The organism is Micromonospora deserti (genome assembly GCF_003236335.1).
GTDB classification, from domain to species: domain Bacteria; phylum Actinomycetota; class Actinomycetes; order Mycobacteriales; family Micromonosporaceae; genus Micromonospora; species Micromonospora deserti.
Genome location: NZ_POUB01000073.1, coordinates 1 through 22,615 on the forward strand (window position 1 = coordinate 1; position 22,615 = coordinate 22,615).

The 22,615-nt window shown below is 75.6% G+C and carries 18 protein-coding genes; 16 read left to right on the forward strand and 2 right to left on the reverse strand.

The window, feature by feature from the left end; translation table 11 throughout:
* The 5 genes from C1I99_RS13080 to C1I99_RS13100 all read left to right on the forward strand — a co-directional run.
* Positions 1-257: hypothetical protein (locus tag C1I99_RS13080; RefSeq protein WP_438941407.1), on the forward strand; the 257-nt coding region annotated here is incomplete at its 5' end.
* A 28-nt stretch (positions 258-285) separates the two neighbouring features.
* Positions 286-534, forward strand: coding sequence for a hypothetical protein (locus tag C1I99_RS13085; protein ID WP_111134492.1), 249 nt, complete (start codon positions 286-288; stop codon positions 532-534).
* A gap of 19 nt (positions 535-553) precedes the next feature.
* On the forward strand, positions 554-1,414 hold the full coding sequence (locus C1I99_RS13090; RefSeq protein ID WP_111134482.1) for a TlyA family RNA methyltransferase: 861 nt from the start codon (positions 554-556) through the stop codon (positions 1,412-1,414).
* Positions 1,415-1,487: 73 nt separating this feature from the next.
* The gene (locus C1I99_RS13095; protein ID WP_111134483.1) at positions 1,488-2,372 is read left to right on the forward strand and encodes an NAD kinase; all 885 of its coding nucleotides are present in this window, start codon (positions 1,488-1,490) and stop codon (positions 2,370-2,372) included.
* A gap of 219 nt (positions 2,373-2,591) precedes the next feature.
* Positions 2,592-6,314 carry a S8 family serine peptidase gene (locus C1I99_RS13100; RefSeq protein WP_111134493.1) on the forward strand — a complete coding sequence of 1,241 codons (3,723 nt, stop codon included), beginning with the start codon at positions 2,592-2,594 and terminating at the stop codon, positions 6,312-6,314.
* Positions 6,315-6,431: 117 nt separating this feature from the next.
* Here C1I99_RS13100 and C1I99_RS13105 read toward each other — a convergent pair whose 3' ends face one another.
* On the reverse strand, positions 6,432-7,427 hold the full coding sequence (locus tag C1I99_RS13105; RefSeq protein ID WP_233512487.1) for a helix-turn-helix domain-containing protein: 996 nt from the start codon (positions 7,425-7,427) through the stop codon (positions 6,432-6,434).
* A gap of 76 nt (positions 7,428-7,503) precedes the next feature.
* Between C1I99_RS13105 and recN the strand changes: the two genes are divergently transcribed.
* The 9 genes from recN (at position 7,504) to C1I99_RS13150 (ending at position 20,491) form a co-directional block, all read left to right on the forward strand.
* Positions 7,504-9,261 (forward strand): DNA repair protein RecN, encoded by a 1,758-nt coding sequence (gene recN, locus C1I99_RS13110; protein WP_111134484.1) that lies wholly within the window; start codon positions 7,504-7,506, stop codon positions 9,259-9,261.
* Positions 9,262-9,380: 119 nt separating this feature from the next.
* Complete coding sequence (gene steA / locus C1I99_RS13115; protein ID WP_111134495.1) at positions 9,381-10,559, forward strand: putative cytokinetic ring protein SteA; 1,179 nt, start codon at positions 9,381-9,383, stop codon at positions 10,557-10,559.
* 27 nt (positions 10,560-10,586) lie between these two features.
* The gene (locus C1I99_RS13120; RefSeq protein ID WP_111134485.1) at positions 10,587-11,528 is read left to right on the forward strand and encodes a copper transporter; all 942 of its coding nucleotides are present in this window, start codon (positions 10,587-10,589) and stop codon (positions 11,526-11,528) included.
* Between the two features lie 61 nt (positions 11,529-11,589).
* On the forward strand, positions 11,590-12,456 hold the full coding sequence (locus tag C1I99_RS13125) for a hypothetical protein (protein WP_111134486.1): 867 nt from the start codon (positions 11,590-11,592) through the stop codon (positions 12,454-12,456).
* A 1-nt stretch (position 12,457) separates the two neighbouring features.
* Positions 12,458-14,155, forward strand: coding sequence for a murein biosynthesis integral membrane protein MurJ (murJ, locus tag C1I99_RS13130; protein WP_111134487.1), 1,698 nt, complete (start codon positions 12,458-12,460; stop codon positions 14,153-14,155).
* A gap of 191 nt (positions 14,156-14,346) precedes the next feature.
* Positions 14,347-15,513, forward strand: a complete 1,167-nt coding sequence (locus C1I99_RS13135; RefSeq protein WP_111134496.1) for a glycosyltransferase family 4 protein — start codon at positions 14,347-14,349, stop codon at positions 15,511-15,513.
* Positions 15,513-17,906 carry a hypothetical protein gene (locus C1I99_RS13140; RefSeq protein WP_233512488.1) on the forward strand — a complete coding sequence of 798 codons (2,394 nt, stop codon included), beginning with the start codon at positions 15,513-15,515 and terminating at the stop codon, positions 17,904-17,906. Before C1I99_RS13135 ends, C1I99_RS13140 begins: the two co-directional genes overlap by 1 nt.
* 151 nt (positions 17,907-18,057) lie before the next feature.
* Positions 18,058-19,809 carry a CTP synthase gene (gene pyrG / locus C1I99_RS13145; protein WP_111134488.1) on the forward strand — a complete coding sequence of 584 codons (1,752 nt, stop codon included), beginning with the start codon at positions 18,058-18,060 and terminating at the stop codon, positions 19,807-19,809.
* 76 nt (positions 19,810-19,885) lie between these two features.
* Positions 19,886-20,491, forward strand: a complete 606-nt coding sequence (locus C1I99_RS13150) for an NUDIX domain-containing protein (protein WP_111134489.1) — start codon at positions 19,886-19,888, stop codon at positions 20,489-20,491.
* Positions 20,492-20,575: 84 nt separating this feature from the next.
* Here C1I99_RS13150 and C1I99_RS13155 read toward each other — a convergent pair whose 3' ends face one another.
* Positions 20,576-20,899, reverse strand: a complete 324-nt coding sequence (locus tag C1I99_RS13155; protein WP_325049205.1) for a TM2 domain-containing protein — start codon at positions 20,897-20,899, stop codon at positions 20,576-20,578.
* A 226-nt stretch (positions 20,900-21,125) separates the two neighbouring features.
* Here C1I99_RS13155 and ald point away from each other — a divergent pair, with 226 nt between their 5' ends.
* A complete protein-coding gene (gene ald, locus C1I99_RS13160) occupies positions 21,126-22,241 on the forward strand; it encodes an alanine dehydrogenase (protein WP_111134491.1) in 1,116 nt (371 codons plus the stop codon).
* Between the two features lie 10 nt (positions 22,242-22,251).
* Positions 22,252-22,615, forward strand: a 364-nt coding sequence (locus C1I99_RS13165; RefSeq protein ID WP_158554049.1) for a site-specific integrase, incomplete at its 3' end; no start/stop codon positions are given.

Consider the following 22,615-nt stretch of genomic DNA (forward strand, 5'->3'; position numbering starts at 1 on the left):
ATAAGAGACAGCCCTCCGGTACCGCCGCGGCACCGGGCGCCGCCGAGCCCACGGCCGGCGGCGCGGGCGTGGCGAAGAAGGCCGTGGCGAAGAAGGCCGTGGCGAAGAAGGCCGTGGCGAAGAAGGCCGTGGCGAAGAAGGCCGTGGCGAAGAAGGCGCCGGCCGCCATCGCCCCAGCCGAGGGCGCCGGCACCGAGCCGGGCCGGCCGGCGAAGAAGGCGCCGGGCCGCGAGCAGCAGCCGGGTGGTGCCGCGTGAGCTGCCCGACCACCGGACGGAGCCGGTCGTGACCGCCCCCTTCCGCCCCGGGCCTCCACCGGGCGTGCGCCCCGGGCCGCCGCAGGGCGCGCGTCCGGGCCCGCCGCACCGATCCGAGCCGGTCGACGACCTCGACGAGGTACGCCACCCGGCGGTCGACGCCGCCGTGCAGGGCATCGTCAACGCGGCGGCGTTGGCTCCCGCCGACCAGATCGCCCAGTACGAGGCGGCGTACGAGACGCTGCGGGAGACCCTCGCCACCATCGAGCAGGCCTGAGGAGACCGGAGAACCACCCATGGCACGTCGTAACCGGCTGGACGCCGAGCTCGTCCGCCGTGGCCTGGCCCGCTCCCGGGAGCAGGCCGCGGCGCTGGTGGAGGCCGGCCGGGTCCAGCTGCGCGGGGTGCCGGCCCGCAAACCCGCCGCGATGGTCGATCCCGCCGACGCGCTCCTGGTCACCGGCGCGGACCCGGCCTCGGAGTACGTCTCCCGGGGCGGCCACAAGCTCGCCGGCGCGCTGGCCGCGTTCGCCCCCGGTGGGCTGGCCGTGGCCGGCCGGCGCTGCCTCGACGCCGGCGCCTCGACCGGCGGCTTCACCGATGTGCTGCTGCGCGCCGACGCGGCTGAGGTGGTCGCCGTCGACGTCGGCTACGGCCAGCTCGCCTGGCCGCTGCGCACCGATCCCCGGGTGCGGGTCCTCGAACGCACCAACGTCCGCATGCTGACCCCGGAGGTCATCGGTGGCCCCGTCGACCTCACCGTGGCCGACCTGTCGTTCATCTCGTTGCGGCTGGTGCTGCCGGCGCTGGCCGGCTGCACCCGGCCCGACGGCGACCTGGCGCTGATGGTCAAGCCGCAGTTCGAGGTCGGCAAGGACCGGGTCGGCCCGGGCGGGGTGGTCCGCGACCCGGCGCTGCGGGCCGAGGCGGTGCTCGACGTGGCCGCCGCGGCGGCGCGGCTCGACCTCGGCCTGGCGGACGTGGCCGCGAGCCCGTTGCCGGGGCCCAGCGGCAACGTCGAGTTCTTCGTATGGTTACGCCAGGACGCACCGCCGGCCGACCCGGAGCGGGTGCGTGCCGTGGTGACCGCCGGGCCGTCGGGCCCGGCAGCGTCCGGCGGGCAGCCGGACACGGCGACGGAGGAGGTGGCCGGGTGAGCGAGCTGGCGAGCCCCGCGGCCGTGGGGCTCGGGCCCGGCGGCCGGATGGTCGCGACGCGGCGGGCGGCCCGGTGAGCCGGACTGCCCTGCTGGTCACGCACACCGGGCGGCGCCGCAGCACCGAGCACGCCCGGACGGTGGCCGGCGACCTGATCGCGGCCGGTTTCGAGGTGCGGGTCGTCGCCGAGGAGGCCGACGACCTCGACCTTCCCGGCGTGGTTCCGGTCACCGGCCCGGAGGCCGCCGAGGGCGCCGAGATCGTCTTCGCACTCGGCGGCGACGGCACCTTCCTGCGCGCGGCCGAGCTGGCCCGGCCGGCGAAGGCGCCGCTGCTCGGCATTAACCTCGGCAAGGTCGGCTTCCTCGCCGAGGCCGAGATCGACGACCTGGACAGGGCCGTGCGGGACGTGGTCGGGCGCAACTACACCGTGGACGAGCGGCTCACCCTCGACGTTACCGCCGAGTTCGACGGCGGGCCGACGATCGAGTCGTGGGCGCTCAACGAGGTCAGCGTCGAGAAGGGGGAGCGGGCGCAGATGCTCGAACTCCTCGTCGACGTCGACGGCCGCCCGCTGTCCCGGTACGGCTGCGACGGGGTGGTCTGCGCCACCCCCACCGGGTCGACGGCGTACGCGTTCTCCGGGGGCGGGCCGGTGGTCTGGCCCGAGGTCGAGGCGCTGCTGCTGGTGCCGATCAGCGCGCACGCGCTGTTCAGTCGGCCGCTGGTCACCGCCCCCACCTCCACCTTCTCGATCACCGTCGACCCGTTCACCACCCTCGCCGTGCTGTGCTGCGACGGCCGGCGGGTCTACGACCTGCCGCCGGGGGCCCGGGTGACGGTGCGGCGCGGTGCCCTGCCGGTGCGCATCGTGCGGCTGCGGGACCGTCCCTTCACCGACCGGCTGGTGGCCAAGTTCGACCTGCCCGTGCACGGCTGGCGCGGCAGCCGTCGCTGACCCTGCCGCCGCTTGCCCTTTATGGCAGGCGGCCGGTGCCGGTACGTCCGGCGATCAGCGGTCGGTGACCGGGACCGGCACGGCCGGTGTCGGTGGCGTGTCCACCTGACGACATGTCGCCGGTGCGGCGTGCGCCGCCTAGTGACCCGGGGTTGATCTCCTGCGCAGACTCCGACGTGCCGTCCCGGTGTGGGCGGCATCGGAGCGAAGGAGCACTTCATGAACTGGCCCCCGCGTTGGTTCGCGCTCGGCGCCGCCGCCGTGCTGGTGGCCGGCGTCGCCGCCCCGGCGTCCGCCGAGCCGCCCGCCCCGCCGCCGGACGCGGCGGCGTCGTCCGCCCCGGCCGCCGGCACCCCGGCCCGGGTCACCCTCATCACCGGCGATGTCGTCGAACTCGACCGGGTCGCCGGCGGCCGGGTCGCCGCCACCGTGCGGCCGGCACCCGGGCGCGAAGGCGTCACCTTCCACACCCGCACCGTCGACGGTGAACTGCGAGTGCTTCCCGCCGACGTGGTCCCGTACCTGGCCAGCGGCGTGCTGGACCCGGACCTGTTCGACGTCGAGGAGCTGGTGGCCGACGGGTACGGCGACGCCGCCGCGGCCCACCTCCCGCTGATCGTGCGTTACCGCGACGGCTCCGCCGGCCGGGTCGGCGCGCTCGCCGCCGCCGCGGACGTGCGGCCGCTGCCCAGCATCGACGGCGCCGCGCTCGCGGTGGGCAAGGACGGCCTGTCCGCCCTCTGGTCCGGGCTGCGCACCCCACCGGCCGGGATGGCCGCCACGTCCGCCGGCGGGCGGCTCGGTGGTGGCGTCGAGCGGATCTGGCTGGACGGCCGGGTCCGCCCGGCGCTGGAGCGCAGCGCCGAGCAGATCGGCGCCCCGACCGCCTGGGCGGCGGGGCGGGACGGCAGCGGCGTGCGGGTGGCCGTGCTGGACACCGGGATCGACGCGGACCATCCGGACCTGACCGGCCGCGTCGTGGGCAGCCAGGACTTCTCCGACAGCGGCGGCGTCGCCGACGGGCACGGCCATGGCACCCACGTCGCGGCCACCATCGCCGGCAGCGGCGCGGCCTCCGGCGGCGCCCGCAAGGGCGTGGCACCGGGCGCCCGCCTGCTGGTCGGCAAGGTGCTGGACGACGGCGGCGCCGGCTACGACTCCTGGATCATCGCGGGCATGGAGTGGGCGGCCCGCTCCGGTGCCGACGTGGTCAACATGAGCCTCGGCGGCGCCCCCAGCGACGGTACCGACCCGATGAGTGCGGCGATCGACTCGCTCACCGCCGAGACGGGGGCGCTGTTCGTGGTGGCCGCCGGCAACTCCGGGGCCGATTACTCGGTCGGCTCGCCCGGCGCGGCCGACGCCGCCCTCACCGTCGGCGCGGTGGACCGCGACGACGAACTGGCCGACTTCTCCAGCCGGGGCCCGCGGGTCGGCGACAACGGCCTGAAGCCGGAGATCACCGCGCCCGGCGTCGGGATCGTCGCCGCCCGGGCCGCGGGCACCACCATGGGCGCCCCGGTCGACGAGGCGTACACCGCGGCCAGCGGCACCTCGATGGCCACCCCGCACGTCGCCGGCGCCGCCGCGATCCTCGCCCAGGAACACCCCGACTGGCGCGCCGGGCAGCTCAAGGACGCCCTGGTCAGCACCGCCCGTACCCACCCGGCGCGGACGGTGTTCGCGCAGGGCGGCGGCCGGGTGGACGTGGCCCGGGTGCTCGGCCAGCGGGTGTACGCCTCCGCGGTGGCCGACTTCCGCCGCATCGAGACCGGCGCGACCGACGTGCCGCGCCGCGAGGTGACGTACACCAACCTGACCGGGCAGCCGCAGACCCTGCGGCTCCGCCTCGACGTGCGCAACGTGGACAGTGACGCCGCCGAGCCCGACGGCTTCGTCCTCGACGGCGAGCAGGTCACCGTCCCGGCCGGGGGCAGCGTGCGGGTGCCGCTGCGGGTGGACGTGGCCAAGCTGGACCGCGGCCGGCACAGCGGCTGGCTGGTGGCGACCGGCGCGGACGGGATGGTGGTGCGCACCGCGCTGGCGGCCACGCTGAGCGGCCCCCGGCACACCGTGACCTTCCGTGCCGTGGACCGGGCCGGGAAGCCGACCGGCGTCCCCGTCGTGGCGTTGCACGGCGAGCAGCGCGAGTCCGACGGCCTCGGCTGGCTGCCCGAGGGCGGGTCGGTGACGATGACCGTCGAGGAGGGGCCGTACCTGTTGCACGCGCTGATCGAGGACGGCGCCCCGCTGGACGAGCAGGCGACCCTCGTCACCGACCCGCAGCTCACCGTGACCCGGGACGTGGAGGTCCTGCTGGACGCCCGGAAGGGCACCCCGGTGCGGATCCGGACGCCGCGCCCGGCTGAGCAGCAGGCCACCCTCGCCTACTACGTGCACCGGGTGTTCGGCAACGGCCGTCAGGTCGACCACGGGGTGATGCACTTCAGCGCCGTTCAGCAGGTCAACGTCACCCCGACCCGGACCGTCACCGAGGGCGAGTACGAGTTCGCGTCGCGGTGGCAGTTGGTGGCGCCCATGGTGGACGCCAGGGTGACCGGCGTGTCCGGTCCGCTGGACGTCAACCTGCTCTACCAGTCACCGGCGTCCGATCTGCGGCGCAACCTGCCGCTGGTCTGGGCGGGTATCGGCAGCGCCGCCGAGCTGGCCCGGGTGCGCGGCGCGGCGGCGCTGCTGCGGGCCGACCCGGAGCGCTCCGAGGAGGAGCAGATCGCCGCGGCAGCCGCCGCGGGCGCCGCCGTCGTCCTGGTCGTCCGGCCGGCGGACTGGAGCGCCTGGACCTCGTGGCGGCCGATCGGCGACCGGTTCCCGGTCCCGGCGATGGTGCTGCCGTACGACGACGGGCAGCGGGTCATCGCGGCCGCCGCCGGTGGCCGCGCCCGGATCGACCTGGCGATCACCGTCGCCAGCCCCTACCTGTACGACGTGATGCAGGTGTCGAAGCAGCGGGTGCCGGCGACGATCGAGCACCGGGTCACCACCGGCAATTCGGTCCGGTTGACCAACCGGTACGTCGACACCGGCGGCTTCGACTGGGCCAAGGAGCAGCGGTTCGGCTGGCGCCCGTGGCAGGAGGTGGCCCTGGAAACGCAGCGGATCGTGCGTACCGGCACCGCCCGGGAGGAGTGGGTCAGCGCCGGGGACACCGTCTGGCAGCAGCGGGTCAGCCACCAGTACGTGTGGAGCGAGCTCGGGCCGTTGCTGGACGGGGCCCGGGAGGCGCCGCGTCGCTACACCGGCGGCACCCGGGCCACGCAGAGCTGGTTCGCCCCGCTGGTCCGCCCGGCGCTGGACGGGTCCACCGCCTCGGCGGCGAGCCGGAACGGGAACGTCCTGACCCTGCGCGTCCCGTCCTTCGTCGACGCCGACGGGCACGCCGCTCCGGTCGGGTACGGCGACACCGTCCGGGCCGCCCTGTCCCGCGACGGCCGGCCGCTGGCGGACCTCTCCGCCGGGTGGGCGCCGGTGACCACCACCGCCGCGCCGGCGCGGTACCGGCTGGAGCTGGAGACCCAGCGTCCGGGGGAGGAGTGGCGGTGGGCGGGCAGCACCCGCACCGCCTGGGAGTTCCGCTCCGCGCACCCGGCCGGTGCGGAGGCGGAGCCCCTGCCGCTGCTGCAGCTTGACTACCGGGTGCCGACCGACCTGCACGGCACGGTGCCGGGGCAGCGCCCGCACCGGATCGGGCTGGCGCTGCGGCACCAGCCGGGGGTGCCGGCGCCGCGCGGCACCAGCGTCACGGTGGAGGTCTCCTTCGACGACGGGGCGCACTGGCGCCGGGTCGCGGTCCGCGCTGACGGCGCCCGCTACGAGGCGACCGTCCCGGCGGGTTCGGGCCGGGTGTCGCTGCGGGTCAAGGCCCGCGACGCGGCCGGCAACACCGTCGAGCAGACCGTGATCGGGGCGTACGGCCTGCGGTGAGCGGGCGGCGGCGCGGGGGGCCAGGAAGGGCCAGCCCGCGCCGCCGGCCACCCCGCCGCCGTCCGTGCCGAGCCCGCGCGGCGGCGCCCGGTGCGGCCGGGACGCGCCCGGGTCGGGTCAGAGCCAGCCCCGGCGGGCCGCCTGGTACGCCAGCCCGGGCCGGGTGTCCACCCCGGCCCGCTCCATCAGGTCGGCGAGCCGGCGCTGGATCGTCCGGCGGCTCACCCCCAGCTGGGAGGCGATCGACTTGTCCGGCACGCCGCCGACGAAGAGGGAGAGCAGCAGCCGCTCGTCCTCGCCCGGTCGGGCGTCGGCCGGCTCGTCGCCGGCGCCGGGCAGCAGCGGGGTGGCCGCCCGCCAGTGGCTCTCGAAGAGCGCCAGCAGCGCGTCGAGCAGCTGGCTGCGGCCGATCACCGCGGCGCTGGGCGCGCCGCTGGCCCGGTCCGGCACCAGCGGGCAGATCGCCGTGGCGCCGTCGGCGATGGCCAGCCGCACCGGCAGGCTGTCGGTCACCCGGGCCTGCTCGCCGCTGCGGACCGCCCTCTCCACGTCGGTCAGCGCGCCCGGCTCGGACAGCAGGGCACGTTCGTAGATCGCCCGGTACCGCACCCCGCGGGCGAGCGCGCCGAACTCCTCGACGTTCTCCGGGCCGGGCATCGCCAGCGGGTTGGCCCGGCAGAACCAGAGCACCTCGTGCCGGGCGCCGTCCTGCAACCGGCGCAGCCGCGACCGCAGCGCGTCCGTGCCGGTGACGATCTCCACCAGGTGGTCGGCGTCGTGCCGCCGGACGCTGGCCCGGTACTCCTCGGTCAGCTGCGCCACCATGCCGCGGGCCGCCTCCAGCGACTGCTGCTGGCGCAGCAGCGCGTCACCGAGGGCCACGTCCGGCGGCAGCGGCCGCAGCCCGTCCTCGTCGCCGGCCGGCCCGACCAGTCCCCGCCGGCGCAGCCCGTCCAGCGCCCGGTCGACCTGGGCGGCCGGAACCGCGAGCCGCTGGGCCAGTTCCGCCGGGCGGGCCGTCGACAGCCCGACCAGCGCCCGGTACACCCGTTCCTCGTCCTCGCCCAGGCCGAGGAGCTCCCGTACCTGCCGCCCACCGGTCGCGCCGTCCACGACCGGTGATCGTACGCCCGGGCGCCGGCCGCACCGGCTGGTCAACTGTCGGGGGCCGCGTCTACTGTCGGGTGCTGTGCTGGAGGAGCTGCGCATCACCGGACTGGGCGTCATCGAGGACACGACGTTGCCGCTGACCCGCGGCATGAACGTCATCACCGGCGAGACCGGTGCGGGCAAGACGATGGTGGTCACCGGCCTCGGTCTGCTCTTCGGCGGTCGGGCCGACGCCGGGCGGGTCCGGGCCCAGCCCGGCCGGGCGGTGGTGGAGGGGCGGCTGCGCCTCGACGGCCGGGTCGCGGCCGCCGTGCACGCCCGGATCAGCGAGGCTGGTGGCGAGCCCGACGAGGACGGCTCGGTGCTGCTGAGCCGTACGGTCACGGTGGAGGGTCGGTCGCGGGCGCACCTCGGCGGGCGCAGCATGCCGGTGTCGATGCTCGGCGAGGTCGGCGAGCAGGTGGTGGCCGTGCACGGCCAGTCCGACCAGCTGCGGCTGCTGCGCCCGGCCGAGCAGCGCGCGGCGCTGGACCGGTTCGCCGGCCCGGAGCACGAGAAGCTGCTCGACGCGCTGCGCGAGGCGTACATCCGCTGGCGGGCGGTGGTGGACGACCTGGCCGACCGGCGGCGCAACGCCCGGGAGCGCAACCAGGAGGCCGACCTGCTGCGGTTGGGCCTGGACGAGATCACCCGGGTCGACCCGCAGCCGGGCGAGGACGACGAACTCAAGGCGGAGGTGCAGCGGCTGGAGCACGCCGAGGGGCTGCGCACCGCGGCGCAGCTCGCCCACCAGTGCGTGGCCGGCGGGGTGGAGGCCGCCGACGACACGCCGGACGCGACCGCGCTGCTGGGCACCGCGCGGCGGACGCTGGAGGCGCAGACCGGCACGGACCCGGCGCTGGGCGAGCTGGCGGCGCGGCTGGAGGAGGCGGCGACCCTGGTCGCGGACGTCTCCGCCGAGCTGTCGGCCTACCTCGCCAACCTGGACGCCGACCCGGCCCGGTTGCAGGCGATCTACGAGCGCCGGGCCGCGCTGCGCGCGCTGACCCGCAAGTACGCCGACGACGTCGACGGGGTGATCGCCTGGGCCGAGCGGGCCCGCACCCGACTGTCCGACCTGGACACCTCCGATGAGCTCCTCGACGAGCTGGACCGGGAGGCGTCCCGGCTGGCCGGTGAGGTGGCCGACCTGGCCGGGCGGGTGTCCGCGTCCCGGCAGGAGGCGGCGAGCCGCTTCGCCGGGCAGGTCACCGTCGAGCTGGCCGGGCTGGCCATGCCGCACGCCCGGATCGAGGTGGCGGTGCTGCCCCGCCCGGGCGGCCGGGCCGAGCCGACGCTGCGGGTCAACGGAATCGAGGTGGGCATCGGCCCGGACGGCGGCGACGAGGTCGAGCTGCGGCTGCTGGCCCACCCGGGCGCGCCGTCGCTGCCGTTGCAGCGGGGCGCCTCCGGTGGTGAGCTGTCCCGGGTGATGCTCGCCATCGAGGTGGTCTTCGCCGGCTCCGGCGGGCCGCCCACGCTGGTCTTCGACGAGGTCGACGCCGGGGTCGGCGGCCAGGCGGCGGTGGAGATCGGCCGGCGGCTGGCCCGGCTGGCCCGCAGCCACCAGGTGCTGGTGGTCACCCACCTGCCGCAGGTCGCCGCGTTCGCCGACCGGCACCTGGTCGTGGCGAAGGACACCGGCGGCGCGGTCACCACCAGCGGGGTCCGGGTGGTGGAGGACACCGAGCGGGCCCGGGAGCTGGCCCGGATGCTGGCGGGTTTGCCGGATTCGGATCTGGGTATCGCGCACGCGGAGGAGCTTCTGGCCGTCGCGGCCCGGGAAAGGCGGCCGTGAGGCGGGCGATTGTGACCACCGGCACACCAGCCCGGGCTCCGGTGTGCTTCCCTGGGTAGGCGGCCCTGCTCAGGCATGTCGCGACAGAAAAGCCTGCCTCACATGCCAGGATGGTCACGATGCGTCTACCCACGTTGCGCCGGACCCGGACCGCGGAGCCGGGCAGAATCGTCGGCACCGCGCGCCTCGACCGCCGGACCAAGCGCCTGGTCGGGCGGCTCCGCCCCGGTGACATCGCGGTCATCGACCACGTCGACCTGGACCGGGTCGCCGCCGACTCGCTGGTCGCCGTCGGCGTCGCCGCCGTGCTCAACGCCAAGCCGTCGGTCTCCGGCCGCTACCCCAACCTCGGGCCGGAGGTGCTGATCTCCGCCGGGATCCCGCTCCTCGACGACCTGGGGGAGGGCGTCTTCGAGCAGATCCGCGAGGGCGACACCGTCCGTGTCGAGGGCAACACGGTCTTCGTCGGCGACGAGCCGGTGGCGCACGGCAGCCTGCAGGACGCCGAGACGGTGGCCAAGGCGATGGCCGACGCCCGGGAAGGGCTCTCGGTGCAGTTGGAGGCGTTCGCCGCCAACACGATGGACTACCTCAAGCAGGAGCGTGACCTGCTGCTCGACGGGGTCGGCGTGCCGGAGATCCAGACCCAGATGCAGGGGCGGCACTGCCTGATCGTGGTCCGCGGCTACGACTACAAGGCCGACCTGGACGTGCTGCGCCCCTACATCCGCGAGTTCAAGCCGGTGCTGATCGGCGTCGACGGCGGCGCGGACGCCCTGGTGGAGGCCGGTTACACGCCGGACATGATCATCGGCGACATGGACTCGGTCACCGACGACGTGCTGCGCTGCGGCGCCGAGGTGATCGTGCACGCGTACCCGGACGGGCGGGCGCCCGGGCTGGCCCGGGTCACCGGGCTCGGCGTCCCAGCGGTGACCTTCCCGGCCGCCGCCACCAGCGAGGATCTCGCCATGCTGCTCGCCGACGAGAAGGGCGCCTCGCTGCTGGTCGCCGTCGGCACCCACGCCACGCTGGTGGAGTTCCTCGACAAGGGGCGCGGCGGGATGGCCTCGACGTTCCTCACCCGGCTCAAGGTCGGCGGCAAGCTGGTGGACGCCAAGGGCGTCAGCCGGCTCTACCGGCAGAGCATCTCGGGCTCCTCCCTGTTGCTGCTGGTGCTCTCCGCGGTCGCCGCGATGGCTTCCGCGGTGGCCGTCTCCACCGTCGGCAAGGCGTATTTGGGCGTGGTCTCCGAGTGGTGGAACAATTTCGTGTTCCAGCTGGAACAGCTCTTCTAGCGTCCGACCGATCAAGAGGCTGCAGGTGTGATCAACTTCCGGTATCACGTGGTGTCCCTGACCGCGGTCTTCCTGGCCTTGGCGATCGGTCTGGTGGTCGGCACGGCCGCCCTCAACGGCCCGGTAGCCGACTCGCTCAAGGACAACGTCAACGCGCTGCGCAAGGACAACCAGCAGATGCGCCAGGCGGTCAACAACATGGAGCGGGAGCTGGAGCTCGAGGAGGACTTCGCGGCCCAGATGGCCGAGGTGGTCCTGCCCGGCCGGCTCGCCGGCAAGCGGGTGCTGGTGCTCAGCCTGCCGACCGGCCGCGACCACACCGAGGGCGTGGTCAAGATGCTCCAGCTCGCCGGTGCCGACGTGACCGCCCGGGTCGACCTGCAGGACAAGTTCATCAACCCGGACAACAACAACAACCTGCTGGAGCTGGCGGTCACCGCCGCCCGGCCGACCAGCGCGCCCACCGCAGGTCTGCCCGGCAACGGGCACGGCGTGGAGACCTCCAGCGCGCTGCTGGCCAGCGTTCTGCTGGACCGGGCGGCGGACGCCACGCCGGTCAGCGAGGCCGACCGGCGGGCCGTGCTGGCCGCGTACACCAACGCCGGCTACCTCACCACTGAGGACAAGGTTACCGCCCCGGCCGAGGCGGTCGTGGTGGTCAGCGGGCAGCCGTACGTGGACAAGGACTCCGCCAAGAAGGACGAGTCGGTGGTCAAGGTCGCCGAACAGTTCGACCGCACCGGGGCGATCGTGGTCGGCGGCAACGGTTCGGCCGGCGGCAACCTGGTGGCGGTCGTCCGGGCCGACCCGGTGCTGTCCCAGAGCATCTCCACCGTCGACAACGCCAACACCATCCAGGGCCAACTGGTCACCACCCTCGCGCTGGTGCAGCAGCTGACCGAGAAGAAGGCCGGGCAGTACGGTGTCGGCGACAACGCCGCCTCGCTGCTGCCTAGACTGCCCCAGTGAGCGAACGGCGTACCGCGGTGTCTGGTTTCCGGTCCTGTGACGGCCGGTGGGAGGGAGCGGCGTGAGCCTGCTGGGACGGCTGCTGATCGCCGGGGCCGGCGCGACCGCCGCCCGGTACGCGCTGCGCGAGACGCGCACCTCGCCGTTCGGGCCCGCCCTGGACCGGACGAACTTCCGCGGCCGGACGGTGAGCCTGTCCGCCGGGCCGGCGCTGGCCGTCGGCGCCGCCGGCGCCGGCGCGTTCGGGGCCAGCGGTGCCTCCGCCGGTGGGGCCGCCCTGGTCGCCGGGCTGGGAGCCGGGGCGATCGGCCTCTACGACGACGTGGTCGGGGCGCGGCCGGAGCAGAAGGCGGCCAAGGGCTTCGCCGGGCACCTGGCCGCGTTGCGCGAGGGGCGGGTCACCGCCGGGCTGCTCAAGATCGTCGGGGTGGGCGCGGCCGGGCTCGGTGCCGCCGCGCTGCTCGCCACCGACCCCGGGGTCGCCGGGCACCGCCGCCGGCAGCGGCAGGGGTCGCTGGCCCGCGGCGTGGACGTGCTGCTGGGCGCGGGCGTCATCGCCGGCACCGCGAACCTGCTCAACCTGCTGGACCTGCGCCCCGGCCGGGCGCTGAAGTCCGGCCTGCTGCTCGGCGCGCCGCTGGCCCGCGGGCCGCAGGGCGGGATCGCCGCCGGCGCGGCCGGCGCCGCCGCCGGGCTGCTCCCCGCCGACCTCGGTGAGGAGGTGATGCTCGGCGACAGCGGCGCGAACGCGCTCGGCGCGGTGCTCGGCGTCGCGCTGGCCGCCCGCACCGGGCCGCTCGGCCGGGCCGGTCTGCTCGCCGTGCTCGCCGGGCTCACCGTGGCCAGCGAGAAGGTCAGCTTCACCCAGGTCATCCAGCGCACCCCGGGGCTGCGCGAACTCGACGCGCTGGGCCGTCGCGCCGACTGACGTGACGACACCGGCACCCCTCGCCGGCGCCGGCCGCGTCGCCGGGGCGGCCGCGCTCATCGCCGTGCTCACCGTGGTCAGCCGGCTCGCCGGCTTCGGTCGCACCGCCGTGTTCACCTGGGTGGTGCAGAAGAGTGACCTCGGCGGCATGTACGTGATCGCCAACACCGTCCCGAACATCATCTTCGAGATCGTCGCGGGCGGGGCGCTGGCGAGCCTGGTCGTACCGCTGCTGGCCGGGCCGGCCGCGGCCGGTGACCGGCGGGCGGTGGCCGCCACCACCGGCGCCCTGCTCACCTGGACGGTCACCCTGCTGGTGCCGCTCGCGGTCGTGGTCGCGGTGCTGGCCGGCCCGATCGTCTCCCTGATCAGCGAGAGCCGGTCGGACGCCGAACTGGCCACCGGCGCGCGGATGCTGCGGGTTTTCGCGCCGCAGCTGCCGCTGTACGGCGTCGGCATCGTGCTGACCGGGGTGCTCCAGGCGCACCGCAGGTTCGCCTGGCCGGTGATCGCGCCGCTGCTGTCCAGCGTCACCGTCATCGTGGTCTATCTCACCTTCGGCGCCAGCGAGGGGCGGGGCGCCTCGGTGGCGCAGGCCAGCCGCGGCGGTGAACTGATCCTGTCAGCCGGGACCACCCTCGGCGTTCTGGTGCTGTCGCTGTCGCTGCTGATCCCGCTGCGCCGGCTGCGGCTGCGGCTGCGCCCCGGGTACGCCTTCCCCGCCGAGGCCCGGGCCCGCGTCGCCGGGCTCGCGGTGGCCGGGGCGGTGACCGTCACGGCACAGCAGATCGCGCTGCTGGTGCTCCTGAACCGGGTCTCCGGGGGGCCGACCGGCTCCCCGCAGGTGTTCAACCTGGCCCAGACGATGTACCTGCTGCCCTGGGCGGTGCTGGCGGTGCCCCTGGCGGTGGCCGCGTACCCGACCCTGACCACCGCCTCGGCCGCCGGGGACGCCGACGGCTACCGGCGGACCGTCGCCTCGACGGTGCGCGGGGTGCTGCTGTTCAGTTGCCTGGGCGCCGCGGCGCTGGTCGGCACCGCCGGTCCGGTCGCCGCCTTCTTCTACCCGACCGACCCGGCTGGGACGGCCGCCGGGATCGCCGGGTTCGCCCCCGGTCTGCTGGGCTATGGCCTGTTCGCGGTGCTCTCCCGCGCCCTCTACGCCCGTGGGGACACCCGGCCCGCCACCGTGGCGATCACCGCCGGGTGGCTGGCCGTGCCGGTGGCCGCGCTGCCGCTGGCCGCGCTGCTGCCGGTCGCCGACCGGGTGCTGGCGGTCACCCTGGCCAACTCGGTCGGCATGCTGCTGCTCGGCGCGCTGCTGATCGCCGCGGTGCGGCGCGCGGCGGGGCGTTCGGCGCTCGCCGGCGTCGCCCGGGCCGGCGGCGCCGGGCTGCTCGCCGCCACCCTCGCCGCGCTCGCCGGGGTCGCCGCCGCCCGGTGGCTGGACGCGGCGGCCGGCGGCACCCCGACGACAGCGGGCGCGCTCGTGCAGGGCATGCTGTCCGGTGTCCTGGTCGGGGTGGTGTTCCTCGCCGTGCTGTTGCTAATCGACCGGCGGGACGTGCAGCCGCTGCTCGCGGGGCTGCGCCGGCGGCTGGGCGGGGCGGGCCGGCGGGGACCGGGACCCGGTGGCCGGCGGGCGGAGGACGGGATCCCCCCGGAGCGGGGCGACGGCAAGGAGACGGTGTCCCGGTGAGCGCGAGGAGTGAGCTTGCGAGCCCCGCAGTCGCGAACGGAGGGCAGTCCGGTGAGCGCGAGGAGTGAGCTTGCGAGCCCCGCAGTCGCGAACGGAGGGCAGCCCGGTGAGCGCGAGGAGTGAGCTTGCGAGGCCAGCGGGGAGAGCTGTCCGGTGAGCGCGAGGAGCGCGGCGGACCGGAGGTGGTGGTGGTGACGGAGCATGCACCGGGCCCCGCCTGGCGCGGCACGGTGGCCCTGCTGCTCGCCTCCAGCACCGGCGGGGTCGGGCAGCACGTCCGCTCGCTGGCCCGGGGGCTGACCGCCGCGGGCGCCGCCGTGCTCGTGTGCGGGCCCGCCGCGACCCAGGAGCAGTTCGACTTCACCGCGGTGGGCGCCCGGTTCCACCCGGTCGAGATCCCGGCCAGCCCCACCCCGGCGGACGCCCGGGCGGTGGCCACGCTGCGCCGGGCGCTCGCCGCCGAGCCGGTCGACGTGCTGCACGCCCACGGGCTGCGCGCCGGGCTGGTGGCGGTACTGGCCCGACCGGCGGTCCCACTCGTGGTCACCTGGCACAACGCGGTGCTCGCCGGCGGGTTGCGCGGCAGCGTGTCCCGCCTGGTCGAGCGGGTCGTCGCGCGCGGCGCCCGGGTGGCGCTCGGCGCGTCCGCCGACCTGGTCGAGCGGGTCGCCGCGCTGGGCGCTGCCGACGCCCGGCTCGCCCCGGTCGCCGCGCCGCCGCTGCCCGAGCCGCGCCGCCGCCGGGCCGCCGTCCGGGCCGAGTTCGGCGTGGGCAGCGACCAGCCGCTGATCGTCTCGGTGGGCCGGCTGCACCCGCAGAAGCGGTACGACGTGCTGGTCGACGCCGCCGCCCGGTGGCGTACCCGCACCCCGCCCCCGGTCGTGGTGATCGCCGGCAGCGGCCCGGCCTACCTGCCGCTGGCCGCCCGGATCTCCGCTGCCCGGGCACCGGTGACCCTGCTCGGCCACCGTACCGACGTGGCCGACCTGCTCACCGGCGCCGACCTGGCGGTGGTGACCAGCGACTGGGAGGCGCGTCAGCTCTTCGCGCAGGAGGCGCTGCGGGCCGGCGTACCGCTGGTGGCGACCGCGGTCGGCGGCCTGCCGGAGCTGGTCGGCGACGCCGCAGTGCTGGTGCCGTCCGGCGACGTGGACGCGGTCGACGCGGCCGTGCGGGCCCTGCTCGACGACGAGTCCCACCGGGCCGAGCTGGGCCGGCTCGGCGCGGCCCGGGCGGCCACCTGGCCCACCGAGGCGGACACCCTGGCGCAGCTGGCCGCGCTCTACACCGAGCTGGCCCCGGACGCCGCCGGACCGACGACCCCGGACGCCGACGCGCCGTCGACGGGACGCCGGTGATGCTGCGCAGACTCGCCCCCGTCCTGCTGACCCTGGTCGTGGTGGCGCTCGGCATCACCGCCCTGGCGGCCCGGCCGCCGAGCGCGGCGCCGGAACGCAGCGCCGACTACGTCGTCATCGCCGGGATGGCCGGGCTGCGATGGGAGGACGTCGACCGGGAGACCACCCCGACGTTGTGGCGGATGGCCCGGGACGGGTCGATCGGTTCGCTCTCGGTCCGCTCCGCGCACCGGCCGACCTGCCCGGTGGACGGCTGGCTGACCCTCGGGGCGGGCAGTTTCGCCGCCTGGAACGGCAGCCGGCAGTCCGGCTCCTGCCCGGTGGGGGCGGTGACGGTGGAGCAGCCGGACCGCATCGGGGCGAACCTGCCCGAGCAGGAGAGCGTGGTCCTGCACAACCAGGAGCGGCTGTCGTGGGGTGCGGTGCCCGGCTCGCTGTCGGAGTCGGTGCGCTGCTCGGTGGCGGTCGGGCCCGGCGCGGCGGTGGCCGCCGCCCGCCCGTTCGGCCGGGTCGACCGGTACGCGCCGGCCCTGCCCGAGGACCCGTCCGACCTGCTCGGCTCGTGCGTGCTCAGCATCGTCGATCTGGGAGCGGTCGCCGGGGAGGATCCGGCCGTCCGGGCCGCGGCGGTCCGCGAGGCGGACGCACGCCTGGCCCGGGTGCTCGCCGCCCGCCCGCCCCGGTCCCTGGTGATCGTCGCCGGGGTCTCCGACACCGACCTGCCGTCGCGGCTGCACGTGGCGGTCGCCGACGGGCCGGGCTGGGAACGCGGCTGGTTGACCTCGGCCAGCACCGGCCGCAAGGGCTACCTGCAACTGGTGGACCTCGCGCCGACGGCGCTGACCGCGCTGGGCCGGCCGACGCCGGAGCGGCTCTTCCTGGGCCGGCCGGCCGAGTCGGTGGGCGGGCGGCCGGTGGACCTCGCCGCCGCGATCGCCGAGCCGGCCGACGCCGACCGGGCGACCGCCGCCCAGCGCCGGGTCGCCGGCTGGTTCTTCGCCCTGCTCGCCGGCGCGCAGGTGCTGCTCGCCGTGGCGGTGCTGCCGTTGCTGCGCCGGGCCCGCCGGCACGCCGGCCCGTACGGCCCGCGGCCGGTGTCGCGGCGGGTGGTGGCGACGGTCGAGCTGCTGCTGATCGCCGCCGCGTTGGCCGTGCCGGCGGCCCTGCTCGCCGAGGCGGTGCCGTGGTGGCGTGGCGCGCACGCCGGCGGGTTCTACGCCGCGACGACGGCAGTGCTGGTGGTCGCCGCGACGGTGCTGGTGCGGTTCGCCCCCGGGCACGCGAGCACCCTCGGCCCGCTGGGCGCGGTCGCCGGGCTGACCACGGTCACCGTCGGGCTGGACGTGCTCACCGGCGCCCGGTTGCAGCTCAACGGCGTCGTCGGCTACTCCGCGCTGGAGGGCGGCCGGTACGCCGGCCTGGGCACCGTCGGGCTCGGGGTGTTCCTCGCCGGCGCCCTGCTGAGCGCCGGCTGGCTGGCCCAGCGGGTCCGCCGGTCCTGGCGGCCGATCGTCATGGTGGCCGTCGGCGGGTCCGCCGTGGTGGTCGTGGGTAGCCCGTATCTCGGCGCCGACTCGATCGGCGCGATCGCGTTGACCGCCGGGGTGAGCGTCGCCGCGGCGATCAGCGCCGGCGGCTGGTTGACGCTCAGCCGGCTCGCCTGGGCGACCATGGCCGGGCTGGCGGTGACCATCGGCTTCACGGTGCTGGACCTGCGCCGGCCGGCTGGGGAGCGGGGCAGCCTCGGGCGGTTCCTGGCCGCGCTCGGCGACGGCACCGGCGGGCTCACCGTGCACCGTTCCAGCACCGCCAACTTCGAGACCCTGGTCAACAGCCCGCTGACCGTGCTGGCCCTGGCCGGCGCCATGCTGGTCTGGTTCGCCCTGCTCCAGCCCTGGGGCGGGCTGATGCGGCTGTTCGGCATCTACCCGGCGGTCCGGGCGGCGATGGCCGGCACCGCCGTCGCGGCGGTGCTCGGCGGGGTGCTGGGCGGCGTGGCGCTGGACGTGGCCGGTGCGGCGGCGGCGCTGGTGGTGCCCATGGCGGCGCTGGCCTCGCTGCGGGTGCTGAGCCACTCCACCGACCGCACCCAGCCCGACGCGGCCCGGCTCCCCGACGCGGGGGCGGGCGGCGGCGGGCCGGGCGACGACACCGGCGGCGGGCCGGACCGCCCGGCGCCGACCGGCACCGGCGCGCCGGGTACCCGTGGGACCGAACCCGCCGCCGCGCCGACGGCCGCCCCCGACGCTGGACCGACGGCCGCCCCCGACGCCGGGCCGGACGCCGCCCCGCCGGGCGGCACCCCCGAGTCTTCGGCCGAGCCGCCCGCCGCGCCGCGCGTCGGGAAGCGCGGGCGGACCGCCCGGGCATCGACCGAGGTCGCAACCGCCTGACCCGTCTGGTCGACGCCCGCCGCCACGCCCGGGGTGCGCCCCGTGCACGAGGCCGGTGAGGTGTTACCGTGGAGTCCCGTGGATCGCGTGATCACTTGGCTGATCGGCACGGCGGTCTGCACGACCGCGACGGACGACACGGGAGCAGGCCTTGGCCCCTTCAGCACGGACGACCAGGCACATTTTCGTCACCGGGGGCGTCGCCTCCTCGCTGGGTAAGGGCCTCACCGCCTCCAGCCTCGGCAACCTGCTCACCGCGCGCGGCCTGCGCGTGGTGATGCAGAAGCTCGACCCCTACCTCAACGTCGACCCCGGGACGATGAATCCGTTCCAGCACGGCGAGGTCTTCGTCACCGAGGACGGCGCCGAGACCGACCTCGACGTCGGGCACTACGAGCGCTTCCTCGACCGGGCGCTGTCGGGCAAGGCGAACGTCACCACCGGCCAGATCTACTCGGACGTGATCGCCAAGGAGCGGCGCGGGGAGTACCTCGGCGACACCGTCCAGGTGATCCCGCACATCACCAACGAGATCAAGTCCCGGATCCTCGGCATGGCCGACCCGGACGCCGACGGCCAGGTGCCGGACGTGGTGATCACCGAGGTCGGCGGCACGGTCGGCGACATCGAGTCGCTGCCGTTCCTGGAGGCCATCCGGCAGGTCCGCCACGACCTGGGTCGGGACAACTGCTTCTACCTGCACGTCTCGCTGGTGCCGTACCTGGCCCCGTCGGGCGAGCTGAAGACCAAGCCGACCCAGCACTCGGTGGCCCAGCTGCGCAGCATCGGCATCCAGCCGGACGCGCTGGTGCTGCGCTGCGACCGCGACATTCCGGACAAGGTCAAGCAGAAGCTCTCGCTCTACTGCGACGTCGACCGGGAGGCGGTCACCGCCGCCCCGGACGCGCCGAGCATCTACGACATCCCGAAGGTGCTGCACCGGGAGGGCCTCGACGCGTACGTGGTGCGCCGGCTCGGCCTCTCCTTCCGGGACGTGGACTGGACCAGCTGGGACGACCTGCTGGAGCGGGTACACCAGCCCCGGCACACCGTCACCGTGGCGGTGGTCGGCAAGTACGTCGACCTGCCCGACGCCTACCTGTCGGTCAGCGAGGCGATCCGGGCCGCCGGCTTCGGCCACCGGGCCCGGGTGCAGCTGCGCTGGGTGCCCAGCGACGAGTGCGTCACCCCGACCGGGGCCACGGCGGCCCTGGCCGGCGTCGACGGCATCGTCATCCCCGGCGGCTTCGGCGTACGCGGCATCGAAGGCAAGATCGGCACCGCCCGGTACGCCCGCGAGAACGGCATCCCCCTGCTCGGCCTCTGCCTCGGCCTGCAGTGCATGACCATCGAGGTGGCCCGGCACCTGGCCGGCCTGGAGGGTGCCAACTCGCTGGAGTTCGACGAGGAGGCCAGGCACCCGGTCATCGCCACGATGGCCGACCAGGAGGACATCGTCGCCGGCAAGGGCGACCTGGGCGGCACCATGCGGCTCGGGGCGTACCCGGCGACGCTCACCGAGGGTTCCCTGGTCGCCGAGGCGTACGGCAGCACCGAGGTCAGCGAGCGGCACCGGCATCGGTACGAGGTGAACAACGCCTACCGCGACGCGCTGACCAAGGCCGGCCTGCACATCTCCGGCACCTCCCCCGACGGGCGGCTGGTCGAGTTCGTCGAGCTGGACCGCGGGCTGCACCCGTTCTTCGTGGCCACCCAGGCGCACCCGGAACTGAAGAGCCGGCCCACCCGGCCGCACCCGCTGTTCGCCTCGTTCGTCAAGGCGGCCGTGGCGTACTCCGAGGCCGACCAGCTGCCGGTCGACCTGGACGTCGCCGGCTCCCCGGCGGCGGAGAAGGCGTCGCGCAACGGCGGGGCAGCCGCCAAGGCGGCATCGGCGTCGTGAGCGAGGGCAGCGAGCGAAGCACCAGGCGCAGCAGCCAGGCGACTCGCGCCGCCGCCGGGCGGAGCGGGGCGGCGGCGTGAGCGCGGTCGAGCACCGCTACGAGGTGCGGTCCCGCACCGAGCGCTACCGCGGCCGGATCTTCGAGGTGGTCAGCGAGGAGGTGACCATGCCGGGCGGCGGGACCGCGATGCGCGACCACGTCCGGCACGTCGGGGCGGTGGCCGTGGTGGCGCTCGACGACGCCGGGCAGGTGGTACTGATCCGCCAGTACCGGCACCCGGTGGGGCGGCACCTGTGGGAGCTGCCCGCCGGGCTGACGGACGTCAGCGGCGAGGACCCGGCCGTCACCGCGGCGCGGGAACTGGCCGAGGAGGCCGACCTCACCGCCGGGCGGCTCGACGTGCTGGTCGACCTGCACAGCTCGCCCGGGTTCACCAACGAGCTGGTCCGGGTCTTCCTGGCACGCGACCTGGCCGACGTGCCGGCGGAGCGGCGCCACGAGCGCCGCGAGGAGGAGGCCGACCTGCAGGTCGTCCGGATCGACCTGGACGAGGCGGTCGGCATGGTGCTCGCCGGGGAGATCACCAACGCGTCTTGCGTGGCCGGGCTGCTCGCCACCGTCCGGGCCCGGGACGTCGGGGGGTCGGCGCTCCGCCGCCCGGACGCGCCGCTGCCGTGCTGAGGGCGTCCGCCGGGCGGGTCCCGGTGCAGTAGGTGTGAAGGGGCCGCGCGGTCAGCCGCACGGCCCCTTCGTCGTCCGGTCGGGTCAGTCGCGCAGCGGCCGGCCCTGCCCGTCGACGCCACCGTTGACCAGGATCAGGATGCCGTCGATGAGGCCCCAGATGCTGCCCAGGCCGCAGGTGACCAGGGTGACGACGAGCTGGATCACGCCGGTCTTGGTGTCGCCCATGTAGAAGCGGCCGACGCCGAAACCGCCCAGCAGGATCTGCAGGACGCCGGCGATCACCTTGCTCTTGTCGGAAACGCCCGAGGGGTGCCCGGGCTGGTACGGAGGAGTGGTCATGGGGCGACACACTAGTGATCCACTTGTCGCCTGTCCGCAGCGGCACGCCCAGAGTGGGACGATAATGGGCGAACACTGTCCTGACGGCTGAGGTGGCGTCCGCCGGCGGCCATGCCGGCGCCTGACACATCGTCAACGCGAGCGGCCACCGGATGTCACTGTGCCGGCCCCTGCGGGGTGCCGGCGCGCCTAGACTGCCGCCGGCGGGACCGGTGGACCGCGGCGGCAAAGGGGCCGGCGTGGCGCCGAGCAGTCGGGGGGAGCGCAGCCCCCGAAGAGAGGTGTCTGCATCGTGAAGGTCGGAATCCCACGCGAGGTCAAGAACCACGAGTACCGCGTGGCGATCACGCCGGCGGGCGTGAACGAGTTCGTCCGCAGCGGTCACCAGGTCTTCGTCGAATCCGGCGCCGGGGTCGGCTCCAGCATCAGCGACGACGACTTCGCCGCCGCCGGTGCCAAGATCCTGGCCACCGCGGACGAGGTGTGGGACACCGCCGAGCTGGTGCTCAAGGTCAAGGAGCCGGTCGCCGAGGAGTACCACCGGATGCGCGAGGGGCAGGTGCTCTTCACCTACCTGCACCTGGCCGCCTCCAAGGAGTGCACCGACGCGCTGGTCGACCGCAAGGTCACCGGCGTCGCGTACGAGACCGTCGAGCTGCCCGACCGGTCGCTGCCGCTGCTCGCCCCGATGTCCGAGGTGGCCGGCCGGCTCGCCCCGCAGGTCGGCGCGCACCACATGCAGCGGCAGGGCGGCGGGCGCGGCATCCTGATGGGCGGCGTCTCCGGCGTGTACGCGGCCAAGACCGTGGTCATCGGCGCCGGCGTGTCCGGCATGAACGCCGCCGCCATCGCGCTCGGCCTGCAGGCCGAGGTGCTGCTGCTGGACAAGAACGTCGCCCGGCTGCGCCAGGCCGACGCGATCTACCGGGGCCACCTGCAGACGGTCGCCTCCAACGCGTACGAGGTCGAACGGGCCGTGCTCGACGCGGACCTGGTCATCGGCGCGGTGCTGGTGCCCGGTGCGAAGGCCCCGACGCTGATCTCCAACGAGATGGTGTCCCGGATGAAGCCGGGCAGCGTGCTGGTCGACATCTCCATCGACCAGGGCGGGTGCTTCGAGGACTCGCGCCCCACCACGCACGCCGACCCGACCTACCGGGTGCACAACTCGATCTTCTACTGCGTGGCGAACATGCCCGGCGCGGTGCCGCACACCAGCACCTACGCGCTGACCAACGTCACCCTGCCGTACGCCCTGGAGCTGGCCAACCACGGCTGGCGGGAGGCGCTGCGCCGGGACCCGGCCCTGGCGCTGGGCCTGAACACCCACGACGGCCAGGTCGTCTACGGCCCGGTCGCCGAGGCGCACGGCATGCGGGCCCTGCCGCTGGCCGACGTGCTGGCCTGAGGGCGGCGGGCTGAGCGGGACGCCGGGCGGGGCCGGCGCGGGCGACGAGCCCGCACCGGCCCTGCGCCGTGCCGTGCGCGGCTACCTCGACCACCTCACCGTCGAGCGTGGACTGTCCGCGAACACCCTCACCTCCTACCGCCGGGACCTGCACCGCTACCTGGCCACGCTGGCCGCGGCCGGGGTCACCGACCTGGCCGCGGTCGGGCCGGGGCAGGTCGAGGAACACCTGGCCCGGCTGCGCGCCGGCGACGACGCCCACCCGCCGCTGGCCGTCTCCTCCGCGGCCCGCGCCGCCAGCGCCGTGCGCGGGCTGCACCGCTTCGCCGTCCGCGAGGGGCTGGCCGGGGCCGACCCCAGCCGCGACGTCCGCC

Bases quoted from the DNA above. Each gene is read 5' to 3' on its own strand.
- steA (WP_111134495.1), top strand. From the start codon at position 9,381: ATGCGTCTACCCACGTTGCGCCGGACCCGGACCGCGGAGCCGGGCAGA.
- C1I99_RS13100 (WP_111134493.1), top strand. From the start codon at position 2,592: ATGAACTGGCCCCCGCGTTGGTTCGCGCTCGGCGCCGCCGCCGTGCTG.
- C1I99_RS13090 (WP_111134482.1), top strand. From the start codon at position 554: ATGGCACGTCGTAACCGGCTGGACGCCGAGCTCGTCCGCCGTGGCCTG.
- C1I99_RS13140 (WP_233512488.1), top strand. From the start codon at position 15,513: ATGCTGCGCAGACTCGCCCCCGTCCTGCTGACCCTGGTCGTGGTGGCG.